Source organism: Catellatospora sp. NPDC049133 (assembly GCF_040648455.1).
In the GTDB taxonomy this organism is placed as follows: domain Bacteria; phylum Actinomycetota; class Actinomycetes; order Mycobacteriales; family Micromonosporaceae; genus Catellatospora; species Catellatospora aurea.
In genome coordinates, this window is record NZ_JBEZDT010000009.1 from 115,781 (window position 1) to 130,346 (window position 14,566).

General features: G+C 69.9%; 15 protein-coding genes. 8 read left to right on the plus strand and 7 right to left on the minus strand.

Features of this window, described 5'->3' with window-relative positions; translation table 11 throughout:
- From AB0B35_RS12560 to AB0B35_RS12575, 4 genes are all read right to left on the minus strand, one after another.
- On the minus strand, positions 1-1,323 hold the full coding sequence (locus AB0B35_RS12560) for a glycosyltransferase (RefSeq protein WP_361044209.1): 1,323 nt from the start codon (positions 1,321-1,323) through the stop codon (positions 1-3).
- Positions 1,324-1,380: 57 nt separating this feature from the next.
- A complete protein-coding gene (locus tag AB0B35_RS12565) occupies positions 1,381-2,106 on the minus strand; it encodes an SDR family oxidoreductase (RefSeq protein ID WP_361044211.1) in 726 nt (241 codons plus the stop codon).
- 91 nt (positions 2,107-2,197) lie between these two features.
- Complete coding sequence (locus AB0B35_RS12570; RefSeq protein ID WP_361044214.1) at positions 2,198-2,863, minus strand: GDSL-type esterase/lipase family protein; 666 nt, start codon at positions 2,861-2,863, stop codon at positions 2,198-2,200.
- 198 nt (positions 2,864-3,061) lie between these two features.
- Positions 3,062-3,511 carry a MarR family transcriptional regulator gene (locus AB0B35_RS12575; RefSeq protein WP_361044216.1) on the minus strand — a complete coding sequence of 150 codons (450 nt, stop codon included), beginning with the start codon at positions 3,509-3,511 and terminating at the stop codon, positions 3,062-3,064.
- A gap of 135 nt (positions 3,512-3,646) precedes the next feature.
- On the opposite strand from AB0B35_RS12575, the gene AB0B35_RS12580 reads away from it, so the two are divergent.
- The 6 genes from AB0B35_RS12580 to AB0B35_RS12605 all read left to right on the plus strand — a co-directional run bounded on the left by AB0B35_RS12580 (position 3,647) and on the right by AB0B35_RS12605 (position 7,265).
- Positions 3,647-4,207 carry a YceI family protein gene (locus AB0B35_RS12580; protein WP_361044218.1) on the plus strand — a complete coding sequence of 187 codons (561 nt, stop codon included), beginning with the start codon at positions 3,647-3,649 and terminating at the stop codon, positions 4,205-4,207.
- Positions 4,208-4,316: 109 nt separating this feature from the next.
- Complete coding sequence (locus AB0B35_RS12585; protein WP_361044221.1) at positions 4,317-4,844, plus strand: carboxymuconolactone decarboxylase family protein; 528 nt, start codon at positions 4,317-4,319, stop codon at positions 4,842-4,844.
- Entirely contained in the window at positions 4,841-5,161 is a 321-nt protein-coding gene (locus AB0B35_RS12590; RefSeq protein WP_361044223.1) for a GNAT family N-acetyltransferase, read from the plus strand. The genes AB0B35_RS12585 and AB0B35_RS12590 overlap by 4 nt, the downstream gene beginning before the upstream one ends.
- Positions 5,162-5,237: 76 nt before the next feature.
- Positions 5,238-5,906: a hypothetical protein gene (locus tag AB0B35_RS12595; protein ID WP_361044225.1), complete on the plus strand. Its 669-nt coding sequence runs from the start codon at positions 5,238-5,240 to the stop codon at positions 5,904-5,906.
- A 119-nt stretch (positions 5,907-6,025) separates the two neighbouring features.
- The gene (locus AB0B35_RS12600; protein ID WP_361044228.1) at positions 6,026-6,694 is read left to right on the plus strand and encodes an HAD family hydrolase; all 669 of its coding nucleotides are present in this window, start codon (positions 6,026-6,028) and stop codon (positions 6,692-6,694) included.
- 136 nt (positions 6,695-6,830) lie between these two features.
- Entirely contained in the window at positions 6,831-7,265 is a 435-nt protein-coding gene (locus tag AB0B35_RS12605; RefSeq protein WP_361044230.1) for a VOC family protein, read from the plus strand.
- A 15-nt stretch (positions 7,266-7,280) separates the two neighbouring features.
- On the opposite strand, the gene mraY is transcribed toward AB0B35_RS12605, so the two are convergent.
- On the minus strand, positions 7,281-8,378 hold the full coding sequence (gene mraY / locus AB0B35_RS12610; protein ID WP_361044232.1) for a phospho-N-acetylmuramoyl-pentapeptide-transferase: 1,098 nt from the start codon (positions 8,376-8,378) through the stop codon (positions 7,281-7,283).
- Between the two features lie 159 nt (positions 8,379-8,537).
- On the opposite strand from mraY, the gene AB0B35_RS12615 reads away from it, so the two are divergent.
- On the plus strand, positions 8,538-10,016 hold the full coding sequence (locus AB0B35_RS12615; RefSeq protein ID WP_361044236.1) for a tetratricopeptide repeat protein: 1,479 nt from the start codon (positions 8,538-8,540) through the stop codon (positions 10,014-10,016).
- A 149-nt stretch (positions 10,017-10,165) separates the two neighbouring features.
- On the opposite strand, the gene AB0B35_RS12620 is transcribed toward AB0B35_RS12615, so the two are convergent.
- Positions 10,166-12,880 carry a hypothetical protein gene (locus tag AB0B35_RS12620; RefSeq protein WP_361044239.1) on the minus strand — a complete coding sequence of 905 codons (2,715 nt, stop codon included), beginning with the start codon at positions 12,878-12,880 and terminating at the stop codon, positions 10,166-10,168.
- Positions 12,881-13,077: 197 nt separating this feature from the next.
- On the opposite strand from AB0B35_RS12620, the gene AB0B35_RS12625 reads away from it, so the two are divergent.
- A complete protein-coding gene (locus tag AB0B35_RS12625; protein ID WP_361044474.1) occupies positions 13,078-13,359 on the plus strand; it encodes a DUF3303 family protein in 282 nt (93 codons plus the stop codon).
- 45 nt (positions 13,360-13,404) lie between these two features.
- Here AB0B35_RS12625 and AB0B35_RS12630 read toward each other — a convergent pair whose 3' ends face one another.
- Positions 13,405-14,424, minus strand: a complete 1,020-nt coding sequence (locus AB0B35_RS12630) for a LacI family DNA-binding transcriptional regulator (RefSeq protein ID WP_361044242.1) — start codon at positions 14,422-14,424, stop codon at positions 13,405-13,407.
- Positions 14,425-14,566 lie beyond the last annotated feature (142 nt).

Below are 14,566 nucleotides of genomic sequence, written 5' to 3' on the forward strand. Positions count from 1 at the left end.
CTACGACGCAACCCCGGGCGTAGCGGGTGCGCCCTCGCGGCGCACCCGGCCGGGGATCAGGGTTTCGAGCAGGGTCGCCGCCGCGTCGGCACCGCCGGCGGCGGTCAACTTCGCGCCCAGTTCACGGGCACGCGCGGCCGTCTCGGGCCGGGCCAGGATCTGCCGGACCGCGCGGCGGACCCGGCCCGCGCCGGGTCTGCCCGTGCGCAGGTTGATCCCGACGCCGGACCAGGCGACCCGGCGGGCCACCTCCGGTTTGTCGAGGGACGCGCCCGCGACCACAAGCGGCACCCCGGCCCGCACCGCCGCCAGGACACCGCCCCAGCCGCCGTTGGTGACCATCACATCGGTCAGCGGCAGCAGCCGGTCGTGCGGCAGGAACGGGGCCGCGCGGACGTTGTCCGGCAGCGGCCCGAGCGAGCTGACCGGCGCCCCGCCGGTCGTGCACACCACGAGCACACGCTCGCGGGCGAGCCCGGCGATCGCGGGTTTGAGCAGGTCGGTGAAGTCGACGTCGAGCGTGCCCTGGGTGACGTGCACGACGGGCAGGCCCTTGGCGCGGGCGTCGGCGACGTCGGGCCACCACGGCGGCAGGTCCTGCCGGGTCGGCTCGACGGCGAGCCTGCCGATGTAGTGCACGAAGTCGGGCAGGTCGCCGCGCGGGTAGTCCAGCCCTGGCACGCCTTGGGCCAGGATCAGTTGGCGGGAGAGCAGGCCGTCCATGCCGCCGGTGGCCGGGGGCAGCCCGGCGGCGGCCCGCATACGGTTCACCATCGGGTCGACGACGCGGCCGGCGACGGCGTGCACCACCGACCGCAGTGCCCGGTCGCGGGCCCTGCCGAGCGGGCCCTTGGCGGGCAGCGCCGGGAAACCGGGCGGCGGCAGCTCACGGCTCTCCAGCGGCAGCGGCGTGACCGCCACCGACGCCCACGGCAGGCCGAGGGTTTCACCGGCCAGCGCCACACCGAACGCCAGGTGGTCGGTCACGAGCAGGTCGACCGGTGTACGCGCCGCCTCCGCCAGCAGGTCGGCGGCCTGGCCGGCCCCGGTGCCGAGGAGCACGTGCTCGACGTTGGCCATGCCGCCGCGAAGGCCCTTGCCGTCGCCGACCGGCGGGAAGGTCGCCGCGAGGTCGCTGTCGTCGTAGTCGGTGGCCTGCTGCCACGGCAGCCATCGCGCCCCGGCCGCGCGGAAGCGCTGCTCGTACTTCGCGCCGGTGTAGGCCAGCACGTCATGTCCGCGGGCTGTCAGCGCGGCGGCCACCGCGGTCATCGGACCGACGTGTCCGGCGAAGGGCATGGACGCCACGATTATCCGAGCCATGGCGACACAGTAGTGGTGTCCCGCGCAGCAGCCGCAGGGTGCGCCCGCGGGCCGAGGTCACCAGGGAATCGGGCCGTCGGCGTTGAAGAAACCGCCGGTGGGCCCATCGGCGCGCAGCGTCGCGAACCGCAGCACCACCGCGGCCGCCTCGGCGGCGGTCCGGGTCGCGCCGGGCGACATGCCGGTCCGGGTGTACCCGGGATCGACCGCGTTCACCTTCACGGCGGTGCCGCGCAGCTCCGTGGCGAACTGGACGGTCAGCGCGTTGACCGCGGACTTCGACGACGGGTATGCGGCCGCGTTCCACTCCGCCGGCCAGTTCGCCGAGCTGGTCAGGTTCAGCGACGCGGACCCCGACGACAGGTTGACGATCCGGCCGGCGCGCGCCGCCCGCAGCAGCGGCAGCATCGCCGTCGTCACGGCGAACACCCCGATCACGTTCGTCTCGAACGTGCGCCGGAACGCGTCGACCGGCAGGCGGCTCGGCGGCACGTCGTCGACCGCGATGGCCGCGTTGTTGACCAGCACGTCCAGGTGTCCGTACCGTCTGCGGATCCATTCGGCGGCCGCATGGATCGCCAGCTCGTCGGTGACGTCCAGCTCGACGTACTCGGCGGCCACGCCGTCGGCGGCGAGCCGCTCCACCGCCGCCACGCCCTGGCCACGATCTCTAGAGCCGATGATCGGCACATGTCCCGATCGGCCGAGCTGCCGGGCGACCTCCAAGCCGATGCCCCGATTCGCCCCGGTCACCAACGCCACCGAATTCTGCGCACCACTCACCTCGGTGATCTTAGTGGAATGTCCAACATGGATCAGCGGGAGTTCTTCCGCGTACTCCATTGCCGGGATGGGGTCACGGCGTGCCCGTGGGTCAGAGGACGAGGTCGTCGAGGCTGACGGTGGCGGCCATGGCTTCGGCGCCGGCGTCGTTGAGGTGCATCCCGTCGCCGCTGTCCCACGCGGGACGGATGAAGTCGGGCGCGGCCGGGTCGGCGACGGCCGCGGCGGAGTCGAACACCCCGTCGAACACGTCGGTCGTACGGATCCAGTCGTTGACCTGGCGTCGCACGGCGAGCCCATCCGGTGTGCCGATCTCGGCGGCCCCGAAGGGCCCGATGGTGGCGGCGAGGATGTTCAGTCCGGAGTCGTGGGCACGTGCGGCCAGCGCGGTGAAGCCGTCGATCAGGGCGTCGGCGGCGGGCATCGGCTCGTTCAGTACACCGGGAAGGACGAGGTCGTTGATGCCGAAGTGGATCAGGACGTGGGTCAGCGCGGGGATCGACAGGGCGTCGCGGTCGAAGCGTGCCGGCGCGTGCTCGCCGACCTCGTCGCGGAGTAGGCGATTGCCTGCGATCCCCTGGTTGACGATCCACCCTTGGCTGACGCGTCGGTTGAGGAAGTCGACGGAGCGGTGGTTGGCGCCGATCGTGGTGCCGACTCCTTCGAACCAGGAGTCGCCGAAGGCGACGGCGACCTTGGTGCCGTCCGGGGCCAGGACGTCGACGCCCGAGAGGTAGTACCGGGACTCCACCTCCACCGCGTCGGCAAGCGTGGCGGCCGTGACCTGGTTGCCGGCGGCGATCCGCGCGGCTTCGGCGGACTTGTGGGAGTAGGTGGCCGGCTGTCACATCCAGGCAGGCTGCCTGGTCTTCAGTTGCATGACGCATTCATCCGCGCCTCCGGTGAGGCTGTGCCGCAGACCTGCCTGTCCGGGTGCGCGGGGAACCACGCGGTCTCAGTCGGTGTCGAGCACCTGCTCGGACATCTGCTGGACGGTGGCCACCTGTTGTGGGGTGAGCCGGTCGAAGAACAGGCGGCGGACCGTGTCGACGTGGCCGGGGGCGGCGGCGGTGATCGCACTGCGGCCGGCGTCGGTGAGCACCACGAACGCGCCGCGGCCGTCGTCGGCGCACTCTTCGCGGTCGATCAGGCCGCGGCGCTGCATGCGGGTGAGGTGGTGCGACAGGCGGCTCTGCTCCCACTGCAGCTCGGTCTGCAGTGCGAAGGGCCGCAGCCGGCCCTCGGGGGTGTCGGTGAGCTGGACGAGCACGTCGTAGTCGGCCAGTGAAAGGCCGGAGTCGGCCTGGAGCTGGCGGTTGAGCTGCCCGATCAGCTGCCGCTGCAGGCGCAGGAAGCCCCGCCAGGTGCGCTGCTCGTCGTCGTCGAGCCATCTGGTGTCGGTCACGCCGCAACCCTATCCGTGATGGATGACACATCATGTACTAGCCTGGAAATGAATGATACGTCATGTAGGTTTTGACCCTGTGTGGATGACACGTCATCTACACCGTGACCGAGACTGACACCCCGGAGGAATCCCATGAGCACGACCACCACCGACCTGACCGCCCTGACCGGCACCTACACCATCGACCCCGCGCACACCCGCATCGGGTTCGTCGCCCGGCACGCGATGGTGACCAAGGTCCGCGGCGCGTTCAACGAGTTCGAAGGCGGCGCGTACCTCGACGGCGCGAACCCCGCCAACTCGTCGGCGAAGGTGACCATCAAGGCCGCCAGCATCGACACCCGCAACGCCCAGCGCGACGAGCACCTGCGCAGCAACGACTTCCTGGCCATGGAGCAGTTCCCGGAGATCACCTTCGCGTCCACCGGCGTCCGCCAGACCTCCGGCACCGACTTCGAGGTGACCGGCGACCTGACCATCAAGGGCGTCACCAACTCGATCACGATCCCCTTCACGTACGAGGGCGCGGCGACCGACCCGTTCGGCGCGGTGCGGGTCGGCTTCGAGGGCTCCGTGGCGATCAACCGCAAGGACTACGGCGTGACCTGGAACGCCGCCCTGGAGACCGGCGGTGTCCTGGTCAGCGACAAGATCGTGCTCGAGTTCGAGGTGTCGGCGGTCAAGAACAGCTGACGCCCCAGGCCGCAGACGTGCCCCGCACCGTCCGAGCCGCGCACGGCGCGACACCGGACGCTGCGGGGCGCGGGCGGCCGATCGACACCTCACTGGAGAAGGGACACCGATGACCACCGGACCCGGCGAGCCCCGGGTGCTCATCGACAAGCAGCACCCCCAGGTGTATCGCGCACAACGCGACCTCGCGGCAGCGGTCCGGCAGGCCACCCGCGACGCCGGACTCGACCGCGTCCTCGTCGAGCTGGTCAACATCCGCGTCTCCCAGCTCAACCGCTGCGCCTACTGCCTGAACATCCACGTCCGCGACACCCTGGCCGGCGGTGAGAGCCCCCAGCGCATCGCCGTCCTGCCCGCCTGGCACGACACGACCCTGTTCACCGACAAGGAGCGGGCCGCGCTGACACTGGCGGAGTCGCTCACCACGCTGCCCGGCGACGGGGCGCAGGAGCGCCACTACGCCTTCGCCAGACAGCACCTGACCGACGACGAGATCTCGGCACTGAGCTGGGTGGCGATCGCGATGAACGCCTTCAACCGGATCTCGATCATCAGCCGACACCCCGTCAGCCCGCAGGCGCCGGCCGACCCCTCCCGCGACGGAGGCAACCGGCCGCCCGGAGAGGACCCACAGTGATCACCGTCCGCGACAACCCCGCCGAGAACCGCTACGAGATCCACGACGGCGACCAGCTGGCCGGGTTCTCGACCTACAGGCTGTCCGAAGGCGTCATCGCCTTCACCCACACCGAGGTCGATCCCGCGTTCAGCGGCCGCGGCCTGGCCAGGCAGCTCGTGATCGCCGAACTCGACGACGCCCGCCGGCGCGGGCTCGCCGTCCGGCCGTTCTGCCCGTACGTCCGGGAGATCATCCTGCGGCTCGCCGACACCTACCTGGACCTGGTCCCGCAGGAGGAGCGGGAGCGGTTCGGGCTGGTTCCCGACGTCGTCTGACGGCAACGGCGGCGCGATGTCCGGTCGGGCAGCCGGCGAGGTTGTGCTGCTTGCGCGTCCCCACCACAATGCCGACGTGCGCGTGACCTTGCTGATCCTTCTGAGCACGTTCTTCGTCCTGACTTGGGCGGGCGTGGCCGATACCGACGCGGCGTTCTGGGCGCCCACGGCAGCGGCGGTGGCTGCCGTGGCGCTGCTCCGGCGTGCCGCACGCAACAGCCCGGCACCGCTGTCGGAGCCGGTGGGCCGATGGAGGCTGGCAGGCCGTGTGCTGGCGCTGGCCGTGCTGACCTATCTGAGCACGTCGCTGGTCGCCGGAATCGTCGGCGGCTTCACGCCCGTGGAGCCGCCGGGCGGATCACCTGACAACGCCATCGCCGTCAGCCTGCGACTGGGCACCACCGTGCAGTTGCCCATCACCCTGATCCTCACTTTCGCCGTGGGACTGCGGTCGGCGACCTGGTTGACCGTCAAGAGGCCGTTGCGATGGCTCGCGATGATCGCCGTCACCCCGGCGCTGATCACGTTGGCGCTGCGTCCCGTGGCCATCGCGTGGGCCCGCGACAACGGCAGCACACCACCGCGTGACCTGGCGGAACTGGCTCCACGGATGGTCGCGGTCACGGTCCTGATCTTCTGCGCCCTGGCACTGGGCAACCTGTACCGGCGGAGATCACCGATTCAGTCAGGGGCGCGGCACGCGAGCACCGGCGAGATCGCCACGTCGGATCGAATCGTCGCCTGAGCCGACCGGCCGGACCGGCTCGGTCAGTCGCCCGTCTTCGGCATCGGGGCGGGCTGCGCGACCAGTTCGGTTGCCGCGAGCCGGAGGTCGAAGCGCTCCCGCTGATCTAGGTTGACCCGGTGGCTTCGAAACCCGTGACAACCGTCCTGTTCGACTTCGCCTGGACCCTGTTCGCCAGAGACCCGGACCGCTGGGTCGCCAGCGCCGCGGCATTGATCGGCCGGGAGGTGGCCGCCGGTGACGCTCAGCGCATCGCCGCGGATTTCGCCGAGTTGATGCGGACAACGGCCACGGACCCGGCTCATATTGCCCGCGACTTGGACCCGCAGGTGTGGGACCGGGCGATTCCGGCTGTCCTGCGGCAGATCCGTGGGGTGGACCTGCCGTTTGCGCGAGCCCTGCACGAAACGCACGCCGAAGCACTCGAGCCGTACGCGGACACGTCATCCACTCTCGCCGCCCTGAGCGCCCGCGACATTCGCCTTGGCGTGGTGAGCAACACTGGCTGGGATATTCGCACATGCTTTGCCCGGCACGGGCTTGACCGCTACATCGACGCGTTCGTACTTTCCTACGAGGTCGGCTTCCTCAAACCCGATGTGCGGATCTGGCGCGCCGCACACGATGCCCTGGAGGCACGGCCAGATCGGACGCTGATGGTCGGCGACCATCCCAGCGGCGACGGTGGTTCCGTGGCCGCCGGCATACCGGCCCTGGTATTACCGATGACGAGTTCGCCGGCCCAGCCTCGCGGATTCGATCACGTGCTGACGTTGGCCGGAATTTGAAGCTGGTTCGGTTCTTGGTTTCAGGGCTCATCCCGTCCGGCGACCCGAACAACGACACGGTGGGGGCTAACGCGCACGCCGCGACCCGACCAGGGGTCGGTCCGCGCATTCCACGCCTGGCGGTTAGGGTGGATCGGTGGCGTCGATCAAGAAGTTCCAGGTCACCTTCGACTGCGCGGAGCCCATGCGGGTCGCCCGTTTCTGGCGAGAGGCGCTCGGCTACGTCGCACCGCCGGCGCCCGAGGGCTACGACAGCTGGGAAGACTTCGATCGCACGCTGCCGCCGGAGCAGCAGGACGCGTGGGCCGTCGCCCAGGATCCCACGGGCGAGGGCCCGCGGATGTACTTCCAGCGCGTTCCCGAAGGCAAGGTCGTCAAGAACCGGCTGCACCTCGACGTGCGGGTCGGTACCGGCCTCGTGGGCCAGGAGCGCCTGGACGCGCTCGAAGCCGAATGCGTACGCCTCGAAGCGCTCGGCGCTGTGCGCGGGCAGCTGCTGCTGGCCGACGAGGAGAACGAGTCGTGCCAGAACATGCAGGACGTCGAAGGCAACGAGTTCTGCCTCGACTGATCGGCTGCCGGCTCATCAGGGCAGTCGGCTGAGGTGGTCGCCGTAGAACAGGCCAAGCGCGGCGGCCACCCCGGCTCCGGCGATGATCCAGAACCGGGTCACGATCGTGACCTCGTGCCAGCCCACCAGCTCGAAGTGGTGGTGCAGGGGCGACATCCGGAACACCCGCTTACCGGTCGTCTTGAACGACGTGTACTGGATGATCCGCGACATCGTGATGGTCACGAACAGCGCGGCCAGGATCGGCAGCAGCAGCACGGTTCGGGTGGCGACCGCCTGCCCGGCGATGAGCCCGCCCAGCGCCATGGAACCGGTGTCGCCCATGATGATCCGGGCCGGTGACGTGTTCCACCACAGGAAACCGAGCAGCGCTCCGGCGGCGGCACCGGCGATCAGCGCCGTCTCCAGCGGATCCCTGGTGTCGAAGCACAGCGCCGCCTGCGCCGCCGGGTCGGCGCACCAGTGCCGGTACTGCCAGAACGAGATCAGCCCGTACGCGCCCAGCACGATGATCGACGTGCCGGTGGCCAGACCGTCGAGTCCGTCGGTGAGGTTGACGGCGTTCGTGGACGCCATGACGACCGCGATGAAGACGACCACCGCGCCGACCTGGCCCACCTCCAGCCAGCTGATCTCACGGACGAAAGACAACCGTGTGCTGGACACCGACAGCCCGGCCGTGCTCGGAAAGCCCAGCGCCACCACGCCGAATCCCGTGCCGATGACGAGCTGCAGCGCCAGTTTCCAGCGCCCGCTCAGACCGGCGGTGTTCTTCTTCGTGACCTTCAGGAAGTCGTCGACGAACCCGATGCCGCCGCAGAACACCATCAACCCGAGCAGGACGAACCCGGTCATCGTCGGACCCGGCGGAACGATCTGCTCCGCCGGGAGCACGTTCATCACCAGGTGGCCGACCATGTAGGCCAGCACGGTGCCGACGATGAAGACCAGCCCGCCCATCGTCGGGGTGCCTCGTTTTACCTGGTGCGCGGCCGGATTGATGTCGCGGATCGGTTGACCGGCCCGCAGCCGGGCCAGCGCGCGGATGGCAAGTGGCGTGCAGAGCAGAGCGAACACGAACGCCACGGCGGCAGCGACGACCGAGGAAATCATCGGGCAGTTACCTCCTGAGGGGACCAGGCAAGATCACTGAGCCGCCCAGTGTACGGATGAGCGCTCGCCGAGGTTGCCCCGGCGAACGCCGCACACGGAAAGCCGGCCCGGCTGATCTTGCCCCCACAACGTCGCCCACCACGCTTAGACTCCCGCGACGTGACGTCATCTACCTCCCCGATCGAGGCGGCCTTCGCCCTGCTGCAGCAGGGCCATCTGGCCCAAGCCGAAGAACTCATGGCGCGCGAACTGCAGGCGGTCACGGCGGAGCACGGCCACGGCAGCCAGGCCTGGGCATCGGCCCAGTGCGACCTCGGCAACGTGTTGCTGAACGCCGACCAGGTCGGCCGCGCGATCGAGTGCTACCGCCAGGCGACCACCGCGTCCGCCGACGACCCGCGGTTGCGCAAGGACCACCTGACGTACCGGCTCAACCTGGGCCTGGCGCTGCGAATGGCCGGCCGGCTCGACGAGTCCGAGGACGAGCTGCGCCGCGGCGCGCAGGACCGCATGGCTTTCTACGGCCGGGAGCACCCCGGGTACGCCTTCGGTCTGGAACCGCTGGCCGAGCTGCTGCTCCAGCGCGGGGACCTGCAGCGGGCGCGCCAGGTCAGCGAGGAGACCGTGGACAACTTCTGGCGCAACGGCCATCCCCATGTGACGTCGGCGCTGGCGCTGCGCGCCGAGATCGTGGCGGCCGAAGCCACCGGGGAGCCGCTGTTCCCGCCGCTGGACCAGTTGCCTGACCAGCTCATCGAGCAGGTGGCGCAGTCGGTGCTGAGCAGGCACGGCCAGGGCGACCCGGAGATCTTCGCGGCAGTGCTCAAGGTCCTGGTCCGTACGCTGGAGGCCCGGCTCGGCGAGGATCACCAGGCGACCCTCAACGTGCTGTCCATGCTCGCCAACAGTGGCCGCGACCGCGGCGACCAGGCCGGGCGGGTCGACGCGATCCAGCGGGTCCTGGCGTCCTACGACCGGCAGGGCCTGGCCGACCAGGCGCTGATGGCGGCGCTCGGGCTGGCGATGGCGCAGAGCGAGGTGGGTGACGAGGACGGGGCGCTGCGGACCTACGCGTCGGCGTACGCCCGGGCGGAGCGCATCGGCAGCCCGGAGCTGGCCAGCCAGGTGCTGCGCAACTGGGGCCTGGCGCTGCGGGAGGCCGGGCAGACGCACCTGGCCGAGCAGCGCCTCGGTGAAGCGGTGGCACAGGCGCGTCGCGGCCGCGACGGTGAGACCCTCGGCCGGGCCGATGTCGCCTTCGGCCTGTTCCTGCAGCATGAGGGTCGCCTGGAGCAGGCGCGGGCCGTCCTGGAGGAAGGACTGTCCGCTCTGGACCCGGTGCACCCGGACTCGATGATCGGCCGCAGCCACCTCGGTGCGGTCATGGACGGGCGCAGTTGCGGCTGTGGCGACATGGAGACCACGATCACGGACGCGTTCCGCGACTTCGTCGCCGGCAGGATGCCGGCCGACCTGCTCGCCCGCCTGGATGTCGCGATCGTCGACGGCGACTTCAAGATCGATGTCGAGCTGCGCCGCGAACCGACCCAGGACGAAATCGAACGCCTCAACGTCGTCGTCCAATCCGCCCACGCGGAATTCCGCCGCCGCCTGACGAAGCCGCAATACGCAGGCTGACCGGGGCCCGACAGTTCGGGGAGACTGCCGATATTCGCGTGTTCATCGGCAGTTTCTCCGAAATGCGGGTCGTGCCGCCGCCCTCGACCCTCGGCAGTCAACCTGGCGAGGCCGCCACCGCACGACCGGATCCGCCATCGGCGGGATGTTCACGGCTGGGCCGGATCACCGGTGGCCGCCAGCAGGTCATGGTCCATTCCCGTGGCCGGATCAGCCGCTGCGGCAGCTGCCTGTTGCACTGCGGGCCGGGCAGGATCGTGAGCCGGTGCAACGTACTCGGCAAGCAGCTCATTGATCGCCTCCACTGCCTCCGCGGCGGTCCGGGGATGACGGGCATGAAGCCGATGGTCGATGAACTGCCCGAGCTCGGTGCCGTCTGGTCGGTGCGGTGCAGCTCCGACAGCGCGCGCATACCTGCGGATGGCGATGTCGAGCTCGGACTCCGACACTATGTTGGCCGTCGGCGCCAGGTACTCCAAGCGCAGGAACGAGGCAGGCATACGGCCGATGCAGCGGTAAAGAAGCGCAAGCTTCGGCAGCCGGTACCGGTATAGGCGTCTGGCGCGCTCGGTGAACAGCAGCGCGTCGATGCTCCAGCTGCCGACCTGCGCATACAGCTCGGCGATGTCAGCTCCGACAAGATCGGGTCGGCGAGCAGGGGTGTACACATCGGCCGACGCCCGTTCCACAGCCGGATAGTGGGACCCACGAGGGCCGTCCCACAGGGCGCTGAGGTCCTCGACCAGCCGCTGGTCGAGGCTTCGCCAGAATTCCAGCGGCTGCGCGTCACGCGAGTGGCCCTCGAGCGCGTCGGTGCACGAGTTCTTCATGAACCGCCACAGACCGTCGCTGCGCGCGTGACGGCGAAACCACCCCGCACCACGTCGGCGGGTGCCGTCGTAGCGGGCCCGGAACCCGCGGTCGCCGAGCCGCCCCAGCCTCGTCATCCAGACACCGAAGACCAGCGCCGTGAGGAGCACGATGCCGCCCGACGTCCAGGCCAGCACCGAAAGCCACGTGCCCTGCTCACCGCTGCGCTCAGGCTGGGTCGCGGCGACGATGCTGACGATGGAGTCGAACGCCAGGCTCAGCGCCAGGATCACCCCCGCCTTCTGGATGGCGTCACCCTCACGCACACGCCGTTCGTCGAACGCGTCCTTCACCGCGTCGATGACGTCCTGGTAGCGCTCCGCGACCCGGCCGGCATGGTCCACCAGGCTCGCCGCGGCACCGGCGAGCTGGGCGAACACACCGGTCTGGCTCAACGCCACCCGCAGGCCCGGGTTGCCGTCGAGGTGACGCTGCAGGACCAGGTCGTCGAAGCGGTCGCTGAGAGCATCACGGGCCCGATTGACCCGGGCGCGGCACTCCCGGGCGAGTGTGTCCAGGTCGTTGAGGTCCGCGATGCCCTGCAGCAGCGTCTGGTGCAGCAGCTCCACGGCATGGTGCACCTTGGCCAGCTGCCGCATTCGCCGGATCGGCAGGTGAGTCGCGAGCGCGTCCCACAGGCGCCCGCCGGCCGCCGCGGTCGTCTCGTACACCTTCAGGTGGTTCTCCCAGACCTGCATGTCGTTGTGCACGTCATAGAGCGTGAACGCCGCGTAGGTCTCCATGTCGGTCAGAGCGTCGACAAGATCTCGCACGCAGAACTCCTGCCGGGCGACATACTCGTACCGACGACACCGGTGGTGGTGCGCGCACTGCCCGCCTGCCGGTCCCTCGATCGGCGCGTATCGGTCGTCGACGTGGAACCCGCGCGTGGGCGAGAACCAGGGCGCTTCGCCGACGATGATCAGATAAAGCGGGTGGCGGGTGAACTGGAAGCGGTGGTCGAGTTGGCGCTCGACGTCGATACCGGCGGCCATCTGCCGCAGCACCAGGTAGTCGCCGTTGAGGACACTGGCGGACAGCGTGTCGTCCAACGCCGAGTCGACCCGCAGCATCGTCCGGATGATCTCCGCCCCCGGCTTGTCGGCGGCTGTGAGGTACCGGTCCGGTGCAGTGCGCTCGCTCGGCACGGCGATCCAGAAGTCGGGCTGCATGTACCGGCGGCCGGAGATGGTCAGCCGGCTGTGCTCGTAGCCGCGGCCCTCCAGCCAGTTCTCTGCGTGTCGGGCCGCCGCCTCGAACAAGTCGCGGTAGTGCCGCGGCCGTCGGCACAGCACTGCCTCGTCAGCCTCACGGATGCGCCATGGATACCGGTCGTCCAGCGGCGGGCGGTGCTCCACTCCGAACGGAAGCTCGCTCCAGACGGCGATGCTCAGGTGCCAGCGCTGATAGTGCTCGGCGCCGCGGACGAACCTGAAGTCCAGGGTGACGAAGTAGTCCAGGTCTGTCGGCTCCGGCGCGACGAAAGACGTCACCGACTCGAACCGCCGCCGATCCATGATGATCCGATGGCGTAACACGAACGGCTCCTCGTGGATCCACCCTCCGGCCGGGACGCGAAGATGACGCTCCAACCGGCCGAGCACGCTGTCGACGACCGCGTCGGCGTCCGGGGCTGCGGCGAACTCGCGCCCTGGCGGCGGATCGGTCCGAGCCTGCATCGCATACCGCGGTCGGGGATCACTGGCCCGGCTGGCGAAAGCCAGGCCCGGCCTATCCGGCCGGAGGAACTCGTGCAGCAGAGCTCCATGGCGATCGACCGCGACGGCCACCTGGTGCGGCGTCCGCCCGTCGCGCGTGGGCCTGCTTCCGGTCGGCGTGGCCGCACCGGTCTCTTCCCCCGGGTGCACGCAGGCGGCGCATCGGTGCGCACTGGCCTGAGGCCGAGGATCGTCCACTGGCCGCTGTGGCGCATAGGGCAGCACCCAGGCCGACGTCGCGACGAGCACCAGCCGATCCCAGTCCGGTTCCCCCATCGACCAAGGTTCCACGTCTGCCGAGGTCGGTGTCAAGGACGTCGATGGCTGGCGCACCTGCGGCTGTGGCGACATGGAGAAACACCGTCACGGAACCGCTCCGCGACGTCGTCGCCCACAGACCGCGGCCGGCTGTTCAGGCAGGGTCGACGCAGCCACGACAGAACGGGCCCTTACCATCAATGGTCGTGCTGTTCATGGTGGTGGAGCGGTTTCGCGGCGGAGACGCCCGGCCGGTGTACGAGCGAGCACGTGATCGTGGACGCCTGCTGCCCGACGGACTGCGGTACGTCGACAGTTGGGTCGAAGCCAACCTCGGCCGCTGCTTTCAGCTCATGGAGTGCGACGATCTCACGTTGCTGACGGAGTGGATCGCGCAGTGGACCGACCTGGTCGAGTTCGAGGTGATCCCGGTGGTCACCAGCAGTCAGGCGTCTGCTGTGGTCAATGCAGGTCAGCCGATGCCCGGGTCCGCGTGACGAATGCGGTGCCGGCTCGAGCCGGTCTCGCCCCGACCGCCGGGTTCAGGCCGAGTGGCGCCAGACGACAGGCGAGGGCAGCACGACGCTGCGCGGCACGTCGGTGTCCCCGCTGATCTGGCGGTGGACGAGTTCGGCGGCGTGCCGGCCGATCTCGCGGGCGGGCTGGTGGATGGTGGACAGCGGCGGCTGGGTGCGTGCTGCCCACGCGCTGTCGTCGAAGCCGACGACGCCGACGTCGCCGGGCACGTCCCGGCCCGCTTCGCGCAGCACCTGCATCGCCCCGGCCGCCACCGCGTCGGAGGCGGCGAACACGCCGTCGATGCCGGGTTCGCGTTCCAGTAGTTCGCGCATGCCGTTGACGCCGCCGAGGTAGTCGTAGTGCGGGACCTCGGCGACCAGGGCGGGGTCGAACCGGTCGCCCAGCGCCTGGCGGAACCCGTCGAGGCGGTCCCCGCCGGAGTCGCGGTTGAGGGCGCAGGCGATCATGCCGATCCGGCGCCGGCCGGTGGCGATCAGCCGTGAGGTGATCTCCCGGGCGGAGCCGACGTTGTCGATCCCGACGAACGGGATGGTATTGGCCAGGTCGGGCGGGTGGCCGATGAACACCGCGGGCATGGCGATCTGCCCGATGAGCCTGGTGATCGGGTCGTAGGCGCGGGCGGAGACGATGATCGCCCCGTCGACGAAGCCGCCGGACAGGTAGCGGGCGACCCGCTCGGTGTCGCGGTCGGAGTCGATGACCAGGCTGACCATCTGGTAGCCGGCCAGCGACAGCACCGCGTTGGCGCCGAGCATGATCGCGCCGATGTTGGGGTCTTCCAGCAGGACCGCGTGCGGTTCCAGGGCCAGGAAGCCGACGGCTTCGGATCGGCGGCGTTTGAGGTTGCGGGCGGCGGTGTTGGGCACGTAGCCGACCTCGGCGATGGCCGCCTCGATCGCGGTGCGGGCCTCCGGGGAGACGTATCCGCCGTTGAGCACCCGGTTCACCGTGCCGCGGGACACCCCCGCGGCTGCGGCGATGTCCTTCACCGTCGATCGCCGGGGCGCTCCGGAGGCTGTCACGACCGCCACTGTAAACGACGCTATTGACGCCACCCACCGCTATGGCTAGCGTGTGTGCTCGTTCACACATCGGTAACCCGGTGGGCACCCCGCCGTGATGTGTGCACGAGCACACACTGCTTGAACAGGTAAAACGAGAACA

What these genes read in the sequence shown, in the direction of transcription:
- AB0B35_RS12560 (WP_361044209.1), bottom strand. Translation starts at nt 1,323, where the DNA reads ATGGCTCGGATAATCGTGGCGTCCATGCCCTTCGCCGGACACGTCGGT.
- AB0B35_RS12580 (WP_361044218.1), top strand. Translation starts at nt 3,647, where the DNA reads ATGAGCACGACCACCACCGACCTGACCGCCCTGACCGGCACCTACACC.
- AB0B35_RS12585 (WP_361044221.1), top strand. Translation starts at nt 4,317, where the DNA reads ATGACCACCGGACCCGGCGAGCCCCGGGTGCTCATCGACAAGCAGCAC.
- mraY (WP_361044232.1), bottom strand. Translation starts at nt 8,378, where the DNA reads ATGATTTCCTCGGTCGTCGCTGCCGCCGTGGCGTTCGTGTTCGCTCTG.
- AB0B35_RS12620 (WP_361044239.1), bottom strand. Translation starts at nt 12,880, where the DNA reads ATGGGGGAACCGGACTGGGATCGGCTGGTGCTCGTCGCGACGTCGGCC.
- AB0B35_RS12625 (WP_361044474.1), top strand. Translation starts at nt 13,078, where the DNA reads ATGGTGGTGGAGCGGTTTCGCGGCGGAGACGCCCGGCCGGTGTACGAG.